The sequence below is a fragment of the Tomitella fengzijianii genome (genome assembly GCF_007559025.1).
Classification (GTDB): domain Bacteria; phylum Actinomycetota; class Actinomycetes; order Mycobacteriales; family Mycobacteriaceae; genus Tomitella; species Tomitella fengzijianii.
Window position 1 is genome coordinate 2,549,568 of the sequence record NZ_CP041765.1, and the last position, 19,240, is coordinate 2,568,807.

Genomic DNA, 19,240 nt, shown 5'->3' on the forward strand with positions numbered 1-19,240 from the left:
GCGGCGGCAGGCGGCCGTCAGACTTCACCGACGAGCTGGAGCACGCCGCCGACCGCCGCCAGGACGGCGAGCACCACGAGGATGCCCGCGCCGAACTTGCTCACCTTCAGCAGACTGAACGCGCCGCCCGCCAGGAACCCGGCCAGGATGAACAGGCCGTAGACGGCGAAATCCTTCACAGGGCTCCCTTGGTGGACGGCACGCCGCTCACGCGCGGGTCGGGTTCGACGGCGGCCCGGAGCGCCCGCGCCACCGCCTTGTACTGGGCCTCGGTGATGTGGTGCGGGTCGCGCCCGTAGAGCGTGCGCACGTGCAGCGCGATCCGCGCATTGGAGGCGAGCGTCTCGAAGACGTGCCGGTTGATCACGGTGTAGTACGGCACGCCCGGGTAGCCGCCGATGACGCTGTGCGTGAGCTGCTCCGGCTCGCCGGTGTGCACGCAGTAGGGCCGGCCGGAGACGTCCACGGCCGCGTGCGCGAGCGTCTCGTCCATGGGGATGAAGCAGTCGCCGAACCGCCGGATGCCCTTCTTGTCGCCCAGCGCCTGCAGCAGCGCCTGGCCGAGCACGATGGCCGTGTCCTCCACGGTGTGGTGGGCGTCGATCTCGACGTCGCCCTGCGCCTGCACCGTGAGATCGAAGCTGCCGTGCACGCCGAACGCGGTGAGCATGTGGTCGAAGAACGGAACGCCGGTGGCGACGTCGACGACGCCGGTGCCGTCGAGGCCCAGTTCCACGGCTATGGACGATTCGCTGGTGACGCGCTCGACGCGCGCCGTGCGTCCGGTCACTGTCATCCCCTGTCGTTGTCGCTGTCCGCGGGCCGCGCCGCGTCGGTGAGCGCCGTCGCGGCGATCGCGCGTGCCGCCGCGAGGAAGGCGTCGTTCTCCTCCGGCAACCCGATGGTCGTGCGCAGGTGCGCCTCGATGCCCACATCCCGCACCAGGACGCCGCGGTCGAGGAACAGCTGCCAGGCGGCCGCCGCGTCGTCGAACCGCCCGAACAGCACGAAGTTCGCGTCGCTGGGCACCACCCGGTACCCGTAGCCTGCCAGAGCCTCGCACACGCGCTCGCGTTCGGCCACCAGCGCAGCCACGCTGCCCAGCGTCTCCTCAGCGTGCCGGAGTGCCGCCCGCGCCGCCACCTGCGTGAGCACCGACAGGTGGTACGGGAGCCGTACGAGCAGCAGCGCCTCGATCACGGCGGGCGCCGCGGCGAGATAGCCCAGCCGGCCGCCGGCGAACGCGAACGCCTTGCTCATGGTGCGCGAGACGACGACCCGCGAGGGGTACTCGTCGATGAGCGACACCGCGCTGGGCGCCGAGGAGAACTCCGCGTACGCCTCGTCGACGATGACGACCCCGGGCGACGCGTCGAGGATCGTGCGCAGTTCGTCGAGCGCGATGCTGTGCCCCGTCGGGTTGTTGGGGCTGGTGACGAAGACGACGTCGGGGCGCTGCTCGGCGATCACCGCGGCGGCCCGTTCGGCGTCGATGGTGAAGTCGTCGCGGCGCGGGGTCGGCAGCCAGCGGGTCTGCGTGCCGGACACCAGGATCGGGTGCACCGAGTACGACGGCACGAACCCGAGTGCCGTCCGCCCCGGCCCCCCGAACACCTGCAGGAGCTGCTGCAGCACCTCATTGGAACCGTTTGCGGCCCAGAGGTTCTCCGTCGTCAGCGGCGTGCCTGTCTGGCGGCTCAGATAGGCGGCCAGGTCGGCGCGCAGTTCGACGGCGTCGCGGTCCGGATAGCGGTTGAGGTCCGCGGCGGCGGCACGCACCGCCTCCGTCACCTCCGCCACCAGGGCCGGGGTGGGCGCGTGCGGATTCTCGTTGGTGTTGAGCCGGTAGGGCACGTCCAGCTGCGGCGCACCGTACGGTGACGCGCCGCGCAGGTCGTCGCGGATGGGCAGCGATGCGAGCCGGAGCGCCGCACCGGGAGCCCGGTCCGCGGGCTTCTGGGATGTCATGCGGATAGTCCTCGTGGAAGTTCAGTTGCGGGGCGTGAGCGGTTCGAAGCGCAGCCGCACCGCCTCGCCATGGGCGGGCAGGTCCTCGGCGTTCGCCAACGCGACCACATGGTGGCGGACGTCCTCCAGCGCCTGCTCGGAGTAGTCGACCACGTGGATCCCCCGCAGGAAGGTCTGCACGCTGAGGCCCGACGAGTGCCGCGCGCACCCCGCTGTGGGCAGCACGTGGTTGGAGCCGGCGCAGTAGTCGCCCAGGCTCACCGGCGCCCAGGGCCCCACGAAGATCGCGCCCGCCGACCGGACGCGCGTCGCCACCGCCCGCGCATCCTCGGTCTGGATCTCGAGGTGCTCGGCCGCGTAGGCGTCGACCACCGTGAGCCCCTGCGCGATGTCGTCGACCAGCACGATCCCGGACTGCCGACCGGACAGGGCGGTGGCGACCCGTTCAGCGTGCTTGGTGGTGGTCAGCTGCGCGTTCACGGCGTCGTCGACCGCGTCCGCGAGCGCCGAGGATGTGGTGACGAGGACGCTGGCCGCCATGACATCGTGCTCGGCCTGGCTGATCAGGTCCGCCGCGACATGCGCGGGGTCGGCGGTGCCGTCGGCGAGGACGGCGATCTCGGTGGGCCCGGCCTCGGCGTCGATTCCCACCACGCCGCGGCACAGCCTCTTGGCCGCGGTGACGTAGATGTTGCCGGGGCCGGTGATCATGTCCACCGGGGCCAGGTCGTCGGAGCCGTCGACGTCAGCAGTATCGGTGCCGCCGAAGGCCAGCAGCGCCACGGCCTGCGCGCCGCCGACGGCCCACACCTCGTCGACGCCCAGCATCGCGGCCGCAGCCAGGACCGTCGGGTGCGGGAGGCCGTCGAACCGCGCCTGCGGCGGGGAGCACACCACGAGCGATCCGACCCCGGCCTGCTGGGCGGGGACGACGTTCATCACGACCGACGACGGGTACACGGCGTTGCCGCCGGGCACGTACAGGCCGACGCGCTCCACGGGAACCCAGCGTTCCGTCACCGTGCCGCCGGGCACCACCTCGGTGGTGACGTCGGTGCGGCGCTGCGCCGCGTGCACGGTGCGGGCCCGGGAGATGGACGTTTCGAGTGCTTCGCGGACCGCGGAGTCGAGTTCGGCGAGGGCCTTGTCCAATTGCGCGCGCGGGACCCGGACCGTCGGCGGCCGGACGCCGTCGAACTTCTCGCTCAAGTCCAGCGCCGCGGCGCTGCCGCGCTCGCGCACGTCGTCCACCACCGGCTGCACTTGATGCAGCACCGCGTCCACGTCCACTCCGCCGCGCGGCAGCTCGGAGCGCAGCCGTGCGCGTGAGGGTGTGGTGCCTCGCAGGTCGAGACGTGCGAGCTGTACGCGGGCGGGCATTCTGGTCCTCTCGGGCGGTGGCGTCTAGTTCAGGTCTTGCGCGTTCAGGTCTTGCGCGCGGAGTGCATGCTTGCAGCCCCGGCCGGGCACGCCGACGTATCACTGCGGGCGTGACACCGGTGAACACCCAGGATAGACCGCATCACGCGGCGGGCTCCGGCGCCCTCGCCACTGTCGGGACCGGACGCGGCCGCGTCACATGTCGAGACCCAGGTCCAGTACCCGCACCGAATGTGTGAGCGCGCCGACGGCCAGATAGTCGACGCCGGTCCGGGCATAGTCGGCGGCGGCCCCGAACGCCAGCCCGCCCGACGACTCGAGCCGGGTCCCGGGCGACACGACGTCGCGCCGCTGCACGGCGATCTGCGTCTGCCACACCGGGAAGTTGTCCAGCAGCACCAGCTCGGCACGCTCGGCGAGCACGGCGTCGAGCTGCTCGAGCGTGTCCACCTCCACCTCGCAGGGCACCCCCGGCGCCGCCGCGCGCACCGCCCGAAGCGCTCCGACGATCGAGCCGGCTGCCGCCACGTGGTTGTCCTTGATCAGCGCCTGGTCGCCGAGCCCCATGCGGTGGTTGACCCCGCCACCGACGCGCACCGCGTACTTCTGCAGATCGCGCAGGCCGGGCAGGGTCTTGCGGCTGTCGCGGATGCGGCATTCGGTGCCGTCGACGGCGGCCACCCAGCGGGCCGTCTCCGAGGCGATGCCGGACAGATGGCACAGCAGGTTCAGCATCGTGCGCTCCGCGGTGAGCATCCCGCGCGCCGGGGCGTCGATGCGCAGCACCTCGGTGCCCGGCGCGACGGCGGTGCCGTCAGCGACGCGGGCGAGGACCCGGAAGCCGTCCGCACCCAGCACCTCGTCGAGCACGAGCAGGGCCACGCCGACGCCGGCGACCACGCCGTGCTCACGGCTCACGACGGCCGCCTCGCCGCGCGCGTCCGCGGGGATCGTCGCGTCGGTGGTGATGTCCGGCCCGTAGCGCAGGTCCTCATCGAGCGCGACGCGGATCAGGGTGCGCGTCGCCTCCACGTCGTAGCCGGAGGCCGTCGCACCCGCTTCCGCCTCGTGCATCGTCATCTGTCCGCTCCTGCCGTCTCGAGGTGGGAATCCCGCGCCGGACCTTCGGTAAGAGGTCCGGACTTCACCAGCCGCGGCATTCCGCCCTCCCCCTGCTCGAACACGATGCTGCGCAGCCATTCCGGGCGTGCCGTGGGATGATCCTCCCGGGTGTGGCAGCCGCGCGTCTCCGTGCGCCGCGCCGCCGACGCCAGCACCGCCGACGCGGCGATCGTCAGCGCTGCGTCCTCGGCGTCGGACCGGGTGCGCACGAGCACCGGCTCCGCCGCGCTGCGGATTCCGGCGGCGCCCGCCGCCAACCCGTCGGCGGCACGGGTCACCGAACCGTGCGCCGTCATCATCTCCTGCACCCGTTCCCGCGGCGCGGCCGGCGCCAGCCGGAACGCCGCGTCGAGCACCTCGGGGCTCATAGTCGCCCGCTCCACCGCGGCGAGACCGGCGCGTTCGCCCACCACGAGCCCCTCCAGAAGGCTGTTGGAGGCCAGGCGGTTGGCGCCGTGCAGGCCGGTGCGCGCCACCTCGCCCGCGGCGAAGAGCCCGGGGACCCCGGTGCGCCCGTGCACGTCGGTCACCACGCCTCCGCAGGAGAAGTGCGCGGCGGGGGCGACGGGGATCGGCTCCACCGCCGGGTCGATGCCGATAGGCAGGCAGGACGCCGTGATCGTCGGGAACCGCGCGGAGAAGCCCTCGACGGCGCGGGCGTCCAGGTACACGTGCGTGTCCCCCGTTTCCCGCATCCGGGCGGCGATCGCGCGGGCGACGACGTCGCGCGGCGCCAGGTCGCCCATGGGGTGCGCGCCGTCGGTCACCGACCTGCCGCGCGAGTCGACCAGCACCCCGCCCTCGCCGCGGACCGCCTCGCTGACGAGCGGGCTCCGCCCCTGCGCGCCGGGCACGTGGAGCGCCGTCGGATGGAACTGGATGAACTCGAGGTCCGCCGCCTGCGCGCCCGCGTCGAGCGCCAGCGCGATCCCATCGCCGGTGGCCGCGGCCGGATTGGTGCTGACCGAGTAGAGGCGCCCCAGGCCGCCGGTGGCAAGCAGCACGGAGTGCGCATGCACCACGCCGTGCCCGTCCGCCGTCTCGGCGAGCACGCCCGTCACGCCGCGATGGTCGGTGCACACGCGCAGCACCGTCGCTCCGGTCACGCGTGCGATGCCGGAGTCCCCCACGCCGCAGGCGGCGTCGAGCGCCCGCTGCACCTCTGCCCCCGTGGCGTCGCCATGCGCGTGCAGGATCCGGCGCACCCGGTGGCCGCCCTCGCGCGTGACCGCGTAATCGCCGTCCGAGCAGCGGTCGAACTCGGCGCCGGACTCGACGAGCCTGGCGAGCGCCCGCGGGCCGTCGGCGACGATCGACTCGACCGCCGACCGATCGCACAGCCCGGCACCCGCATCGCACGTGTCGTCGGCGTGCGCGGCCGGAGAGTCGTTCCGCGTCCTCGCCACCGCCACGCCGCCCTGCGCGAACGCGGTGGACGTGTCGACAGCTGCCGCACCGCCGTCGACCGGCCCGTCCACGAGAGACGTGCCCTTCTGCAGCACCAGGACCGCGAGCCCGCGCCGGGCGGCCGCCCGGGCCGCGCTGAGCCCGGCCACCCCGCCACCCACGACGACGAGGTCGGCGTGCGCCTCCCACCGGACCGCGGCCACGGCCGGCCCCACGCCCCGGCCGGCGCCGGCCATCACTCCCCGCTGCCGGGGTCGCCGTGCCCGATCATGCGCTCCACCGACAGCCGGGCGGCGTGCGCCGTCTGCTCGTCCACGTGCACCTCGTCGGCCCCCACCGCGAGGCTGCGCAGCAATGCCGCCGGCGTGATCATCTTCATGTAGGGGCAGGCGGCGCGGTCGTTCACCGGTTGGAAGTCCACCTCCGGCGCGGCCTTGCGCAGCTGGTAGAGCATGCCCACCTCCGTCGCGACCAGCACCTTCTCCGCCTTCGTCTGCGACGCCTGGTCCAGCATGCCGCCCGTCGAGAGGATCTTGACGCGGTCCTCGGGCACCGTGCCCTCGCCGGCCAGGTAGAGCGCCGACGTGGCGCAGCCGCACTCGGGGTGCACGAAAAGCTCGGCGTCGGGGCTGGCCTCCACCTGCGCGGTGAGCTCCTCGCCGTTGATGCCGGCGTGCACGTGGCACTCGCCCGCCCAGATGTGGATGTTGTCGCGCCCGGTCACCCGCTTGACGTGGGCACCCAGGAACTGGTCCGGCAGGAAGAGCACCTCGCGGTCCGGGTCGATGGACTCGACCACGTCCACCGCGTTGGACGACGTGCAGCAGATGTCGGTCAGCGCCTTCACCTCGGCCGTGGTGTTGACGTAGGAGACGACGACGGCGTCCGGGTGCTCGGACTTCCACTCGCGCAGGTCGGCGGCGGTGATGGAATCGGCGAGCGAGCAGCCGGCGCGCTCGTCGGGGATCAGGACCGTCTTCTCCGGGCTGAGGATCTTGGCCGACTCGGCCATGAAGTGCACGCCGCAGAAGACGATGGTCTGCTCGGGGGCGGCGGCCGCGGCGCGGGCCAGGGCCAGGGAGTCGCCCACGTGGTCGGCGATGTCCTGGATGGCCGGCAGCTGGTAGTTGTGCGCCAGGATCGTGGCGTTGCGCAGCGTGGCCAGGCGGCGGACCTCAGCGGCCCACTCCGGCCCCGCCTCCACGCCCGTGTAGCCGCCTGGGCCGTCGACGATTCCTGCGGCCAACTCCGATTCGAGCCGTACAGGCTGGGTCAGCGTGGTCGTCATGGCTTCACTCCTCACCGAAAGATGCCGCGGGGCATCACACGTGCCGCCCGCCCGGTCGGTGAACCGCCGCGGGCCCGGTCTGGAACCGCCCGCGCACGATGGCGCATTTGAGGCGATCCGGTTTTCGACTTACAATCGAAAACATGCCATATGATAGCACCACGCACCACGAGGTACTGGTTGCGGTCTTCCAGAAACGCGGTGACGAGCTCTGCGTGCTCCTGTGGCAACGCGCGCTCGAACCCGAGGCCGGCACCTGGTCGCTCCCCGGCGGGGCGCTCGGCGCCGACGAGGACCTGCCGACCTCCGCGACGCGTCAACTCGCGGAGAAGGTCGACGTGCAGGAACTCGCCCATCTCGAGCAGCTCTCGGTGTTCAGCGATCCGCACCGCGTACCCGGGCCGCGCACCATCGCGTCGACGTTCCTCGGGTTGATCCCCTCCCCCTCCGACCCGCGGCTGCCGCCCGACACCCGCTGGCACCCGGTGTCGGACCTGCCGCAGACGAGCTTCGACCACGGCGTCGTCGTCCGGTACGCGCGCCGCCGGCTGGCCGCCAAGCTGTCCTACACCAACATCGCGTTCGCCCTGGCCGCCGACGAGTTCACGATGTCGGCGCTACGCGACCTGTACACGTGCGCAATCGGCCACGCGGTGGACACCACCAATCTGCAGCGCATCCTGCGACGCCGGGGCGTGATCACCACGACAGGGAAGACGGCGCCGCCGGGGCGCGCCGGGGGCCGGCCCGCGGCGCTGTTCCGATTCACCGAGTCGCGATTGCGCGTGACCGACGAGTTCGCGGTGCTGCGTCCGCCGGTGTGAGGCGCGCACCTGCCGGCGCGCACGAGGCCCGGCCGCGCTCGAACGCGACGGACGGCGGGCCCCCGCCGCTACATGTCAAGCGAACGTTGATAGCGGTACCAATGACCGCCGAGCCGCTCGTAATCGCCGGCAGGAAGGCCCGGCGGTCCGTCTGCCGAGTACACCCACCCCTGCTCGAGCGTGAACATCGTGTTGCGCGCGTCGACGAAGTACGCGTCCCCCGACCGGACATACACTCCGCCCACCTCGAACCGTCCGATCCTGAGACCGCCACGACCCGGCGGCTCTCCGGAATTGAGCACCCGCATCGCCGCAGCGTCGAACTCGGGGCGGGCGTCGGCGAATTCCGGGGGAACGACGACGAGCGCGACGGCCGTGCCGAGTACGGCAACGACCGGCCACGTGCACTGCCACCACGACCAGGACCGCCGATACCCGATCGTGTACACCGCCGAAATCGCCCAGCACAGCGCCGCCACGGCCAGCAGCGCCCAGCCCGCCGCCGCAGTGAGCATCCAGGCGGAATCCCGCGGCCACCACTGCCCCATCGCCAGGAACAGCAGAATCAACGCGACGGCCGTGCCTGCCATGATGGCCGCCCACCGAACGTGGTGCCCGCGATCCTGTGCGGCGCGCGGGCCGCGAGTTCTTCTCACAGACGCCATCCTCGCCGACCCGTACGACATTTCCTACGGCGATGACGAATCGTCCGCGTGCCGTACCGTCTCCACCGTGGCCTACGACGCGCTGGCGGAAAGCGTGGCGCTCATCGAATCGAGATCGCTCACGCCCGTATTCCGGCTGAGCCGGCGCCGCCGATTCGCCGCGATGGCCGTCGATGTGGACGGCGACGTCGCCGCCACCATGTTCCTGCGCCGCGGCGCAGGCCGGGTGCACGAAGAGATCCACATCCTGACTTTGCGCGGGTCCACCTGGCGTCTTCTCGGTGGCGGCGGGGCGGCTGTGAGTCTCGACGACGGCGATGCTCTTCTTGCGGAGCGGCCGTCCGCGCTACCTCAGGCGCAGCTGAGCGCTTCCGACACCCTGCGCGGCATCAGCCGGAAGGTGATGACGCCCGGGGCTTCCGGGGGCGTGCTGGACGACGACGGCCGTTCCGGGCGCCTGCCGTGGCAAGGACGATGGATCGGCTACACCACCGTGCAGGTGCGCCGGCGCGTGGAGCGGGTGCAGGTCGACGACCGCACCATCCCCGTCCCCTGGCACGGCCAGGTGCTCATCGTCCGGCGGGGACACCGATCCGCGCGCATCGTCGCGTACGACGCCGAAGCGAGAGCCCTAGGAAAGGCTCGACTGCCCTCCGTGCGCCGGTACTAGCCGCGCCCGGAGGGGTATCGGTGTACTCGTCGCAAACCCCGCTGGTCACGTCCCGATCGCGGACCCGCCGCGACCAGGTTCCGCAGCCGGAGTCGATGCGCTTGGCACGACGCCGGGCTCAAGGCTGGCACTCCCCGACGGCACCGCATGTGCGGCAGCCGAACCCAAGTCCGCATCCGGCGCGAGCAGTACAGCGACAAGATAGACCAGCCCCGCGGCCAACGGCTGCATGACCAGCGCGATCCACAACTCCACAGACGGCGCCTGCACCACCACCTGACCCACCATCGAGTCCAGCTCGGACGCGCCCGGCCAGTCGAACCTGCTCTGCGCCACCAGGTCCCCCATGCCCGCCGCGAGCCAGGCGCCGGCCACGCCGCCCACGATCACCGCCAACGCCGTCAACGGGCCGCGGATGCTGCGCCAGGCCCAGGCGGCCGCGCCGCTCACGACGCCGACGACCACCGAGATCCACACGAAGATCGCCAGCGCGTCGAACTCGTGGTTGGCCGACATGTCCACGGACAGCAACAACCCGCCGTGCGCCACCACCTGCGTCCGCCCCGGCGCCAGCAGGCCCCAGACGACACCGCCGAGCACCCCCGCGAGTGCGCAGCCGATGCCGACGAGCGTGGCGCCCCGCGCGGGGGAGAAAGTCCTCACCCGGCCAGCCTAGAGGGTCACGCGCACACGACGTCGACGGCTCGGCGGGGAGCCGACGCTCCGCGCCTTCTGCTTTCGCATCCGCAGTTACGAACATGTTTGCTATCGAATGTTTGTTCCGGTACTGTCGGATGCAAGGGGATCGGGGGATGCCATGGGGTCGGAGTCGCAGGGGAATCAGGCGCAGGACAACAAGGCGCAGGGGACCGCTTTCAAGCAGGCCGTTACGAGCGACACCAGCGTCGTCGACGGAATCGGGGCACCGGTGGGTCCCGACGCATCCCGGCACCGCGACCGTGTCGGCTCGTTCGCCGAGCTGGTGATGGCACCGCTGTCCGAGGGGCTGTGGCAGCACTCCGAGTACGAGCTGGGCGCGTGGACCGCAGAGGTCGCCGCCTGGGAACTGTCGCTGCATATCGGGCAACTGCGCATCTGCGCCGAGCAGGTCGCACGCCGCACCGACATACTCGGCCTGAGCGAGACCCGCGCGATCAACCGCACCGGGGACGAGCTCGCCTCGCGCAGCCGTATCGGCGTCGACAGCGCCCGCTCCACCGTCATGTTCGCCGTCGCCGTGTCCGCCCGCCCCGCCGTGCTCGCCGCCATCGCACGCGCCCGGGCCACCGAGGCGCAGGCCAAAGCGATCCTCCGGCTGATCGCCTCGCTCCCCGAGGACGACCCCGATTCGATCGCACTGGCCGACCAGATCGAGGCCGTACTCCTCGATACCGCCCGCTCCTGCCGCAGCGCGCAGTCCGGCGCGTTCGCGGACGCGGTCACCAAGTTCGATGCCGTCCTCAACCCAGACGGCACGCCGCCCGCCGACGACGCCGAACGCAACGAGTTCTCCGTCGCCCGGTTGCTCAACGGCCGCTACCGCGTCCGCGGCGACGTCGACGCCGAGACGGGCGAGCAGATCCACGCCGCCCTTTCTCCCCTGTCCGCGCCGCGGCCGGAGGACGACGGCACCCGCGACCGCCGGGGGCCGGCCCGACGACGCGCGGACGCGCTCGCAGAGATCATCCGCCGGTACCTGTGCGGCCTCGGCCCCGACGACCAGCCGGGCGGAGCCGCGGGCGACGCACGCGGAGACCGGAATGCCGACGGCGCGGGCGAGACCGCCACAGATGCAGGGACCTGCACCGCCGACGATCCCGCTGAGCGCGCCGCGAACTGCTCCGCCCGCGACGGGGGCAACACCCACGGCGAGGTCCTGCCGGGCGGAAACGCCCGCCCCCAAGTGCACGTGCACATTCGGGCACGCGACCTCGCCGACCTGCCCGCCGACCAGGACCAGCTTCTGTCGCTGCTGCGGCAGGGGCGGATCCACGACATGTTCGCGCTGCTGCAGTCCGGGTGGACCGGGCACCACGGCGCCATGTCCACCTCCGTGCTGCGGCGGATAGCCTGCGATGCGGCCGTCACGCCGATCCTCGTCGACGGGCACGGCACGCCCCTCGACCTGGGCCGCACCGCACGGCTGGCCTCCCGTGCGCAGCGCCGCGCGCTCGCGGCCCGCGACCACGGTTGCGCGTTCCCGGGCTGCACCCGGCCCATCGCCTGGACCGACGCGCACCACATCATCCACTGGGCCGACGGCGGACCCACCGACCTCGACAATCTCGTCCTGCTGTGCACGGCGCACCACCGTGCCGTGCACAACGACGGCTGGGACATCGCCATGTCGGAGCACCGCAGACCCGTGTTCCGGCCGCCTGCCGGCATCGACCCCTTCCGGCGCTGGATCGACCACGAGGGGCTCGCCACGGCGGAACCCGACGGGCCGCCGTGACATTCGCGGCCGTCCCTCGACGCCCCTGCCCCCGATAGCTCCCAAATGACGCCGAACCCCCGCGTCGCACAGCGACACGGGGGCAGAGGTGCGCGCGCAGTGTCAGCGGCGCCCGACGTCCGTCGTCTTCTCCGCAACGGCGGTCAGCAACGCGATCACGAGGATCCCCAGGAACGCATTGAGCACCGCGGTGATCAGCCGCGCCACCCAGTCGGTGCCGCTGAGGAACGGCAACACCACCCCCGCGAACACGACGAGCCCCATGATCCAGCGGAAGAACGTCAACGGGGACGGGACCAGGTTCAGGAACATCCACAGAACGGCACCGGCCACCAGGCCGCCCACTCCCCCGAGCAGCGCAGAATCCCACGGGTCCTGTTCCCCGTCCACCCAGGCCGAACCCAGGGCATTCGAGGTGTAGACGGCATTGATGATCGCGGTGATGACGAACCCGGCCACCGCCGCGACCAGTGCCGTGGCCACCGCGCCCGCCGCGAACTGCGCGTGATCGATGACGGCGCCGTTCGGCGACTTCTCCGGCCCCCCGGCCTGCGCAGGCTGCCGGCCGGCCCCCGGATCTCCGGTGGGCCGCCCCGCGTAGGCCTGCGTCTCATACGCCTGTGTCTCGTATCCGCGATCGCGGTATTCGGGCCCCTGCTGATGCCCCTGCCCCCGGTATTCGCGGCCGTAGTTGTCGGTCATGAGTTCCCCGTTCCCGTCGACGCCATGCCCTGAGGATAAAGAACCGCGCGCCGATAAAGAACCCGGCGCGCAGAACCCGTCGACGCATGTCAGCATCACGTGGGACGCCCACGGCGTGCAATGATCGTCCGATGCGCAATCAGCGGCTGATCCGACGACGCACTCCGGAATCCCGGGCGCTCGCCGAGCGCACGCAGGTCGTCATGGAGCTGACCTCCCGCTTGAACACGCTGCTCCACAGCGACGTCGAGGCCCGCACTGCGCTGCTCGGTCAGATCCTCGGTCGGCCGGTGCCCGAAACCCTCACCCTCTACCCGCCGTTCTATTGCGATCACGGCTTGAGCCTGGAGTTCGGCGAGCACGTGTTCGTGAATCAGAACTGCTCGTTCTACGACATCGGCGGAATCTCCATCGGAGACTGGACGATGGTCGGCCCCGGGGTCACGCTGACCACGGCCGGACACCCCGTCGAGCGCGCACGACGATTCGACGGCATCACCGCCGCGCCGATCACCATCGGCGCGGACGTCTGGATCGGCGCGAACGCCACGGTGGCACCGGGCGTCCGCATCGGCGCCGGCTCCGTCGTCGCCGCGGGGGCCGTGGTGGCGAAGGACGTCCCCGCCGATCACCTCGTCAGCAGCGCCGGCCACATCATGCGGCGCGATCTCGCACCCGCCACCGGGCCGGAGTAGCCGCACTGCCGCCGGGGCCGCCGCGCCGCGAGCACGCCGACCTCCGGCACCCTGGTCAGCGCAGGTCCAGGGCCGATGAATCCACCCGCCCATGCCGCGAGCACTGCGCCCACCAGCCGTCGGGCCGCACCTGCACGACCATGCGGCGCGCGCACACTCCGCAGTATCGCGGCGGCTGAAAACTGTCGGCGAGACGGCCGGACGACCCCGCACCTTCCGCATCCGCCCCGATCTCCGCGCCCGTGTGCACGTCGAAACGCCGCGCGCCGACATCGAGTGGCCCGCCGACGAGCAACTCGTAGCCGGCCCCGACCCCATCGGAGACGGTCACAGCGTCGCGTTCAGAGCCTTGACGGGCATCGTCAGCTCGCCCAGCATCTCCAGGTCCGTTTCCGGCGTCCGGCCCAACGTGGTGAGGTAGTTGCCGACGATCACCGCGTTGATGCCGCCGAGCAGGCCCTTCCGCGCGCCCAGGTCGCCCAGGGTGAGCTCACGGCCGCCCGCGAACCGCAGCATCGTGCGTGGCAGGGCCAGCCGAAACGCGGCGACGGCACGCAGCGCATCGGCCGCCGGCATCACGTCGAGGTCGCCGAACGGGGTCCCCGGCCGCGGGTCGAAGAAGTTCAGCGGCACCTCGTCCGGATCGAGGGCGGTCAGATCCGCTGCGAACTCGGCCCGCTGCTCGAGCGTCTCGCCCATCCCGAGGATCCCGCCGCAGCACACCTCCATCCCCGCGTCGGCCACCATCCGCAGCGTCTGCTCGCGCTCCTCCCACGTGTGCGTGGTGACGACCTGCGGAAAATACGACCGCGCCGTCTCCAGATTGTGGTTGTAGCGGTGCACCCCCATCGCCGCCAGAGCATCGACCTGCTCCCGGGTGAGCATGCCCAGCGAACATGCGATCTGGATGTCCACCTCGTCGCGGATCGCCTCGATTCCGGCGGCCACCTGCGCCATCAGCCGCTCGTCCGGCCCGCGCACCGCGGCGACGATGCAGAACTCGGTGGCGCCCGTCTTCGCCGTCTGCTTCGCGGCCTCCACCAGGCTCGGGATGTCCAGCCTGGCCGCGCGTACGGGCGACGCGAAAAGCCCCGACTGCGAACAGAAGTGGCAGTCTTCCGGGCAGCCGCCGGTCTTGAGGCTGATGATGCCCTCCACCTCGACCTCCGGCCCCGCCCACTTCATGCGCACCTCGTGGGCCAACCCCAGCGCCTCGTCCAGAAATTCTTCCGGAAGCCGGAGCACGCGGAGCACCTGGTCCTTGCCGAGCGGTTCGCCGTTCTCGAGCACCTGGGCGCGGGCGACGGCGAGGATGCCGCCGTCGGGCAGGTCCGGGGAGGGCGAGTGGGCCGCCATCGCTTCGGTCACGAAGTCTCCTTCGATCGTCACAAGACTGAGCGCCGCCGGGGCGCAACGCACACCCGGCAACTTGAACACCGTACAAGTTGTACGCCGTTCAAGTTAGAATGCGGATGGGTAGGGTGTCAAAAGGTCCCGGTCCCGCGAAACCCGAGAAGGGCGTTCCATGCAGCTGCGCAGGCACGATGTACTCGCGGGCGCCATCGCGATCCTCGACGAGTACGGCCTGGCGGATCTCACGATGCGCCGTCTCGCGTCGTCGCTGGGCGTGCAGCCGGGGGCGCTGTACTGGCATTTCCCCAACAAGCAGACGCTGCTGGCCGCCATCACCGACGAGATCCTCGCCGACGCCTCCGCGGGACCGCCGGCGCCGGCCGAAACCTGGGACGAGCGGCTGCCAACGCTGGCACGCCGGATGCGCGACGCGCTGCTGTCGCACCGCGACGGCGCGGAAGTGGCCTCCGCCTCGTACGCGGCGCGCTTGGCCTCGGAGGCGCCCCAGACGGCGTTGGCGGCCGCCTGCATCGACGGCGGGCTGCCGGCGGACGAGGCCGGCATGGCCGCCCGCGCCCTGTTCTCCTACGTCCTCGGGCAGACCATGGACGAGCAGTCCCGCATGCAGATGGACTCGCACGGGGCGCTGACGGAGTCCGCCTCCCCGCTGTTCGAGTCACCCACGGCCGCCGATGGTTTCGAGTACGGATTGGGTTTGTTCATCGGCGGCGTCCGCGCACTCCCCGCCGTCGTCGATCAGCGGTTATCCTGAACCGGACGCACGCCGAGGCCGCCCGCACGGAGCGGCCGTGAAGCCCAGTGGAGCGCCCCGTGGCACCGATGATCGAAGCCCGCAATCTGGTGAAGAAATACCGTGACGTGACCGCGTTGGACGGACTCGATCTGGCGGTCCCGGAGGGCACGGTCCTGGGACTGCTGGGGCCCAACGGGGCCGGCAAGACCACGGCGGTGCGCATCATCTCCACGCTGCTGATCCCCGATTCCGGCACGGTGCACCTGGCGGGGGTGGACGTCCTCGCCGAACCCGACGCCGCCCGCGCCCGCCTGGGGCTGTCCGGCCAGTACGCGGCGGTGGACGAGCACCTCACCGGCTTCGAGAACCTGGAAATGGTGGGACGCCTGTACGGATTCCGCCGAAAATACGCACGCACCCGCGCCCGCGAGCTGCTCGCCCAGTTCTCCCTGTCGGACGCCGCGGACCGCCCCTCCAAGACGTACTCCGGCGGCATGCGGCGCCGCCTCGACCTGGCAGGGGCGCTCGTGGCCGCACCCCCCGTGCTGGTCCTCGACGAGCCCACCACCGGCCTCGATCCGCGCAGCCGCAACGAGATGTGGTCGGTGATCCGCTCGCTCGTCGCCGACGGCGCCACGGTGCTGCTCACCACCCAGTACCTGGAGGAGGCGGACAACCTGGCCGACGACATCGTCGTCATCGACCACGGGCGTGCCATCGCCCACGGCACCGCCGACCAGCTCAAGCAGGACTTCGGCGCCGACCGCATAGAGCTGGTGGTCACCGATCCGGCCGACATCCCGCGGGCCCGCGCCGCACTCGAATCCGGCTCCGACGACGCCGTCCAGCTGGACGAGCCGTCGCGCACGCTGGCGGTCCCGGCGCCGGGCGGTTCCCGCGCCCTGATGGACACGCTTCGCGGGCTGGACTCCGCCGGGATCGAGGTGTCCGACATCGGACTGCGGCGCCCCACACTCGACGACGTGTTCCTCGCCCTCACCGGTCATGCCGCGGAAGAGGATGCGGTACCCGACGACATCCCGGCCCCCTCCCCCGACAGGCCCGGCGACCAGACCGCGAGCGAGGCGAACCGATGACCACGACGGCACTTCCCGTACCCCACCGCGGCCGCACCCGGGTCTTCACCGACTCGGTGGTGATCGCCAAGCGCAACCTGATCAAGATCATCCGCGTGCCGGAAGTCCTCGTGTTCGTCCTTATCTCGCCGATCATGTTCGTGCTGCTGTTCGCGTACGTCTTCGGCGGCGCGATCGACCCGGGCGGCGGCGTGAACTACCGGGAGTTCCTGATCGGCGGGATCTTCGCGCAGACAGTCGTCTTCGGCGCCACCTTCACCGGCGCGGGGCTCGCCGAAGACATGCAGAAGGGCATCATCGACCGGTTCCGATCGCTGCCCATGTCGCGGTCTGCCGTGCTGATCGGCCGCACGGTCTCCGACATCGCCTACAACCTGCTCTCCATCGCCATCATGGCCGTCACCGGGCTGCTGGTGGGGTGGCGCATGCGCGGGTCGTTCCTCGACGCCGTCGCGGGATTCCTGCTGCTGCTGGTGTTCTCGTACGCCTTCAGCTGGATCATGGCCTATGTGGGCCTGCTGGTGCCCAGCGTCGAGGTGATCAACAACGCCTCGTTCGTCGTGATCATGCCGCTGACGTTCGTGTCCAACGCCTTCGTGCCGCTCGAGTCGTTCCCCACGTTCCTGCAGTACTTCGTGGAGTGGAATCCGGTTTCGGCGGTCACGCAGGCGGTGCGCGAGTTCTTCGGCAACACCAATCCGTCGATCCCCGTCTCCGACGCCTGGTCGATGCAGCACCCCACCGCGTACACGCTGTGCTGGGTGGTGCTGATCCTCGTGATCTTCATGCCGCTGTCCATCGGTCGGTACAAGCGGGCGGTGCGGTAGAAGCCGCCGAAAATCCAGCCGACCTGGCGGTTCGCCGCAGGTGGGGCCGGTCACGCCGTTAGAGTGTGCGGAATGGATTCCGTCGACGATGCCATAGTCTGGTTCAACGACAAGTACGGCTATGTGCTGATCGTCCTGCTGGTCGGCGCCGGACTGTACTTCGGCACCCGCACCGCCGTCGTGCAGCTCCGCATGATCCCCGAGATGCTCCGGTCCCTGCGTGAACGCCCGGCCCGCACCGAGGGCGACAACGGCCCCGGCGCCATCTCGGCCTTCCGCGCGTTCTGCATCTCCGCCGCATCCCGCGTGGGCACGGGCAACGTCGCCGGCGTGGCGGTCGCCATCACGGTGGGCGGTCCCGGCGCGGTGTTCTGGATGTGGCTGCTGGCCGTCATCGGCGGCGCGACCGCCTTCGTCGAATCCACGCTGGGCCAGCTCTACAAGGTGCGCGACGGCCGCGACTACCGCGGTGGCCCCGCCTATTACCTCAGCCGGGGCATCAAGAACCGCAAGGCCGGCCTGGTGATGGCGTTCCTGTTCGCCGTGGCGATCACCTTCACCTACGGGTTCGTGTTCAACGCCGTCCAGTCGAACTCCATCTCCAGCGCGTTCGAGCTGGCCGCCGGGTCGGACGCGGACTGGATTCCGGTCGCCATCGGCGTCGCGCTCGCCGTCCTGGCCGGCCTGGTCATCTTCGGCGGAGTGCACCGCATCTCCGGGGTCTCCCAGATCGTCGTGCCCGTCATGGCCGTGCTTTACGTGGGGATCGCGCTGTTCGTCATCGTCACCAACCTGCCGCACATCCCCGCAGTGGTCGCCGACATCGTCGAGTCGGCGTTCGGCATCCGGCAGTTCGCGGGCGCCGGCATCTGGGCGGCGATGATGCAGGGCATGCGGCGCGGGCTGTTCTCCAACGAGGCCGGCATGGGCTCGACCCCCAATGCCGCCGCCACCGCCGCCGTCTCCCACCCCGTCAAGCAGGGCCTGGTCCAGACCCTCGGCGTCTACTTCGACACCCTCGTGGTGTGTTCGGCCACCGCGTTCATCATCCTGCTGTCCAACCCCACGTTCGGCAGCGACGTGGAGGGCGTGCAGCTCACCCAGACAGCGCTGCAGGAACACATGGGCAGCTGGGCCGCGCCCGTCCTGGCGGTCATCCTTTTCTTCCTCGCCTTCAGCTCCATCATCGGCAACTACTACTACGGCGAGACCAACATCGCGTTCTTCACGGGCCGCAAGTCGGTGCTGGTCGTCTTCCGCGTGCTCGTCATCGGGTTCGTGTTCTTCGGCGCCATCGCCGAGGTGAGCCTGGTGTGGAACCTCGCCGACGTGTTCTCGTCGCTCATGGCCACGATCAACATCCTCGGGCTGATCGCCATCGGCGGCGTCGCCGTCGTGCTGCTGCGCCACTACTCGCAGCAGAAGTCCCGCGGGCTCGACCCGGTGTTCCACCGCGACGACGTCCCCGGCCTGAGCAACGTCGAATGCTGGGACGGCACCGACCCGGAGACGGTCCGCGAGCCCGTCGATGTCCGATAGCAGGCCACAGCCCGCTCCGGCGCCGGACGATGTCCCCGACGCCTACCTGGTGATCGGCCGTGACACCGACGTCGAGACCGAGGTGCAGCGTTCACGGTTCTGCACTCGCCTGCGCCGGGTGGAGGACGAGGACGCCGCGCGGGAACTGGTCGCGCGCACCCGCCGCGAGCACAGCGCCGCCCGGCACCACTGCACCGCATTCATCATCGGCCCGCACGGGCGGCTGCAACGGTCGAACGACGACGGCGAGCCGGCGGGCACAGCGGGCGCGCCGATGCTCGACGCCCTCACCGGCCGCGGGGTGAGCGACGTGGTGGCGGTGGTGACCCGCTATTTCGGCGGGGTCAAGCTGGGCACCGGCGGCCTGGTGCGCGCCTACGGCGACGCCGTGTCCGCGGCCCTCGACGCCGCGGGCACCCGCACCCGCATGCGGGTGGAGTACAGGACGGCGACGGTGACGGCGGCCGATGCCGGTCGGCTCGAAAACGAACTGC

The 19,240-nt window shown here is 71.2% G+C and carries 20 protein-coding genes and 1 pseudogene; 9 read left to right on the forward strand and 12 right to left on the reverse strand.

The genetic code is table 11. The features are described from left to right. Positions 1-17: 17 nt before the first annotated feature. The 7 genes from FO059_RS18385 to nadA all read right to left on the reverse strand — a co-directional run bounded on the left by FO059_RS18385 (position 18) and on the right by nadA (position 7,165). Complete coding sequence (locus FO059_RS18385) at positions 18-179, reverse strand: hypothetical protein (RefSeq protein WP_168226617.1); 162 nt, start codon at positions 177-179, stop codon at positions 18-20. Further along, a complete protein-coding gene (hisB, locus tag FO059_RS11545) occupies positions 176-790 on the reverse strand; it encodes an imidazoleglycerol-phosphate dehydratase HisB (protein WP_143910691.1) in 615 nt (204 codons plus the stop codon). The genes FO059_RS18385 and hisB overlap by 4 nt, the downstream gene beginning before the upstream one ends. Before the next feature lie 2 nt (positions 791-792). Continuing rightward, positions 793-1,968, reverse strand: a complete 1,176-nt coding sequence (locus FO059_RS11550; protein ID WP_143908920.1) for a histidinol-phosphate transaminase — start codon at positions 1,966-1,968, stop codon at positions 793-795. Positions 1,969-1,989: 21 nt separating this feature from the next. Beyond that, positions 1,990-3,348, reverse strand: a complete 1,359-nt coding sequence (gene hisD / locus FO059_RS11555) for a histidinol dehydrogenase (protein ID WP_143908922.1) — start codon at positions 3,346-3,348, stop codon at positions 1,990-1,992. 195 nt (positions 3,349-3,543) lie between these two features. Then, positions 3,544-4,422, reverse strand: a complete 879-nt coding sequence (gene nadC, locus FO059_RS11560; RefSeq protein ID WP_143910692.1) for a carboxylating nicotinate-nucleotide diphosphorylase — start codon at positions 4,420-4,422, stop codon at positions 3,544-3,546. Between the two features lie 2 nt (positions 4,423-4,424). Next, positions 4,425-6,113: an L-aspartate oxidase gene (locus tag FO059_RS11565; RefSeq protein ID WP_143908923.1), complete on the reverse strand. Its 1,689-nt coding sequence runs from the start codon at positions 6,111-6,113 to the stop codon at positions 4,425-4,427. Beyond that, positions 6,113-7,165 carry a quinolinate synthase NadA gene (nadA, locus tag FO059_RS11570; protein WP_143908925.1) on the reverse strand — a complete coding sequence of 351 codons (1,053 nt, stop codon included), beginning with the start codon at positions 7,163-7,165 and terminating at the stop codon, positions 6,113-6,115. Before nadA ends, FO059_RS11565 begins: the two co-directional genes overlap by 1 nt. Positions 7,166-7,308: 143 nt before the next feature. Here nadA and FO059_RS11575 point away from each other — a divergent pair, with 143 nt between their 5' ends. Then, positions 7,309-7,989, forward strand: a complete 681-nt coding sequence (locus tag FO059_RS11575) for an NUDIX hydrolase (RefSeq protein WP_143908927.1) — start codon at positions 7,309-7,311, stop codon at positions 7,987-7,989. A gap of 68 nt (positions 7,990-8,057) precedes the next feature. Here the strand turns inward: FO059_RS11575 and FO059_RS11580 are convergent, their stop codons facing one another. After that, positions 8,058-8,579, reverse strand: coding sequence for a hypothetical protein (locus FO059_RS11580; RefSeq protein WP_143908929.1), 522 nt, complete (start codon positions 8,577-8,579; stop codon positions 8,058-8,060). Positions 8,580-8,721: 142 nt separating this feature from the next. Between FO059_RS11580 and FO059_RS11585 the strand changes: the two genes are divergently transcribed. Next, on the forward strand, positions 8,722-9,324 hold the full coding sequence (locus FO059_RS11585; RefSeq protein WP_143908931.1) for a hypothetical protein: 603 nt from the start codon (positions 8,722-8,724) through the stop codon (positions 9,322-9,324). Positions 9,325-9,369: 45 nt separating this feature from the next. On the opposite strand, the gene FO059_RS11590 is transcribed toward FO059_RS11585, so the two are convergent. Beyond that, positions 9,370-9,987, reverse strand: a complete 618-nt coding sequence (locus FO059_RS11590; RefSeq protein ID WP_143908932.1) for a DUF2567 domain-containing protein — start codon at positions 9,985-9,987, stop codon at positions 9,370-9,372. A gap of 154 nt (positions 9,988-10,141) precedes the next feature. Between FO059_RS11590 and FO059_RS18770 the strand changes: the two genes are divergently transcribed. Continuing rightward, a complete protein-coding gene (locus FO059_RS18770) occupies positions 10,142-11,779 on the forward strand; it encodes an HNH endonuclease signature motif containing protein (RefSeq protein ID WP_158726834.1) in 1,638 nt (545 codons plus the stop codon). A 102-nt stretch (positions 11,780-11,881) separates the two neighbouring features. On the opposite strand, the gene FO059_RS11600 is transcribed toward FO059_RS18770, so the two are convergent. Continuing rightward, positions 11,882-12,481 (reverse strand): hypothetical protein, encoded by a 600-nt coding sequence (locus FO059_RS11600; RefSeq protein WP_143908937.1) that lies wholly within the window; start codon positions 12,479-12,481, stop codon positions 11,882-11,884. A 131-nt stretch (positions 12,482-12,612) separates the two neighbouring features. On the opposite strand from FO059_RS11600, the gene FO059_RS18960 reads away from it, so the two are divergent. After that, a complete protein-coding gene (locus FO059_RS18960) occupies positions 12,613-13,176 on the forward strand; it encodes a DapH/DapD/GlmU-related protein (RefSeq protein WP_143908939.1) in 564 nt (187 codons plus the stop codon). Positions 13,177-13,231: 55 nt separating this feature from the next. Here FO059_RS18960 and bsaP read toward each other — a convergent pair whose 3' ends face one another. Next, complete coding sequence (gene bsaP / locus FO059_RS11610; protein ID WP_233267093.1) at positions 13,232-13,507, reverse strand: biotin synthase auxiliary protein BsaP; 276 nt, start codon at positions 13,505-13,507, stop codon at positions 13,232-13,234. Continuing rightward, a complete protein-coding gene (bioB, locus tag FO059_RS11615) occupies positions 13,504-14,532 on the reverse strand; it encodes a biotin synthase BioB (RefSeq protein ID WP_143910694.1) in 1,029 nt (342 codons plus the stop codon). The genes bsaP and bioB overlap by 4 nt, the downstream gene beginning before the upstream one ends. A gap of 169 nt (positions 14,533-14,701) precedes the next feature. Here bioB and FO059_RS11620 point away from each other — a divergent pair, with 169 nt between their 5' ends. The 5 genes and pseudogenes from FO059_RS11620 to FO059_RS18780 all read left to right on the forward strand — a co-directional run. After that, on the forward strand, positions 14,702-15,301 hold the full coding sequence (locus FO059_RS11620; RefSeq protein WP_143908941.1) for a TetR family transcriptional regulator: 600 nt from the start codon (positions 14,702-14,704) through the stop codon (positions 15,299-15,301). A gap of 59 nt (positions 15,302-15,360) precedes the next feature. Continuing rightward, positions 15,361-16,380: an ATP-binding cassette domain-containing protein gene (locus FO059_RS11625; protein WP_372497879.1), complete on the forward strand. Its 1,020-nt coding sequence runs from the start codon at positions 15,361-15,363 to the stop codon at positions 16,378-16,380. After that, on the forward strand, positions 16,377-17,207 hold the full coding sequence (locus FO059_RS11630; RefSeq protein ID WP_143908943.1) for an ABC transporter permease: 831 nt from the start codon (positions 16,377-16,379) through the stop codon (positions 17,205-17,207). Before FO059_RS11625 ends, FO059_RS11630 begins: the two co-directional genes overlap by 4 nt. A 72-nt stretch (positions 17,208-17,279) precedes the next feature. Beyond that, complete coding sequence (locus FO059_RS11635) at positions 17,280-18,746, forward strand: alanine/glycine:cation symporter family protein (RefSeq protein WP_143908945.1); 1,467 nt, start codon at positions 17,280-17,282, stop codon at positions 18,744-18,746. Beyond that, a pseudogene (locus FO059_RS18780) lies at positions 18,736-19,137 on the forward strand (IMPACT family protein); the annotation flags it as partial. The gene FO059_RS11635 and the pseudogene FO059_RS18780, both read left to right, overlap by 11 nt. Between the last annotated feature and the right edge of the window lie 103 nt (positions 19,138-19,240).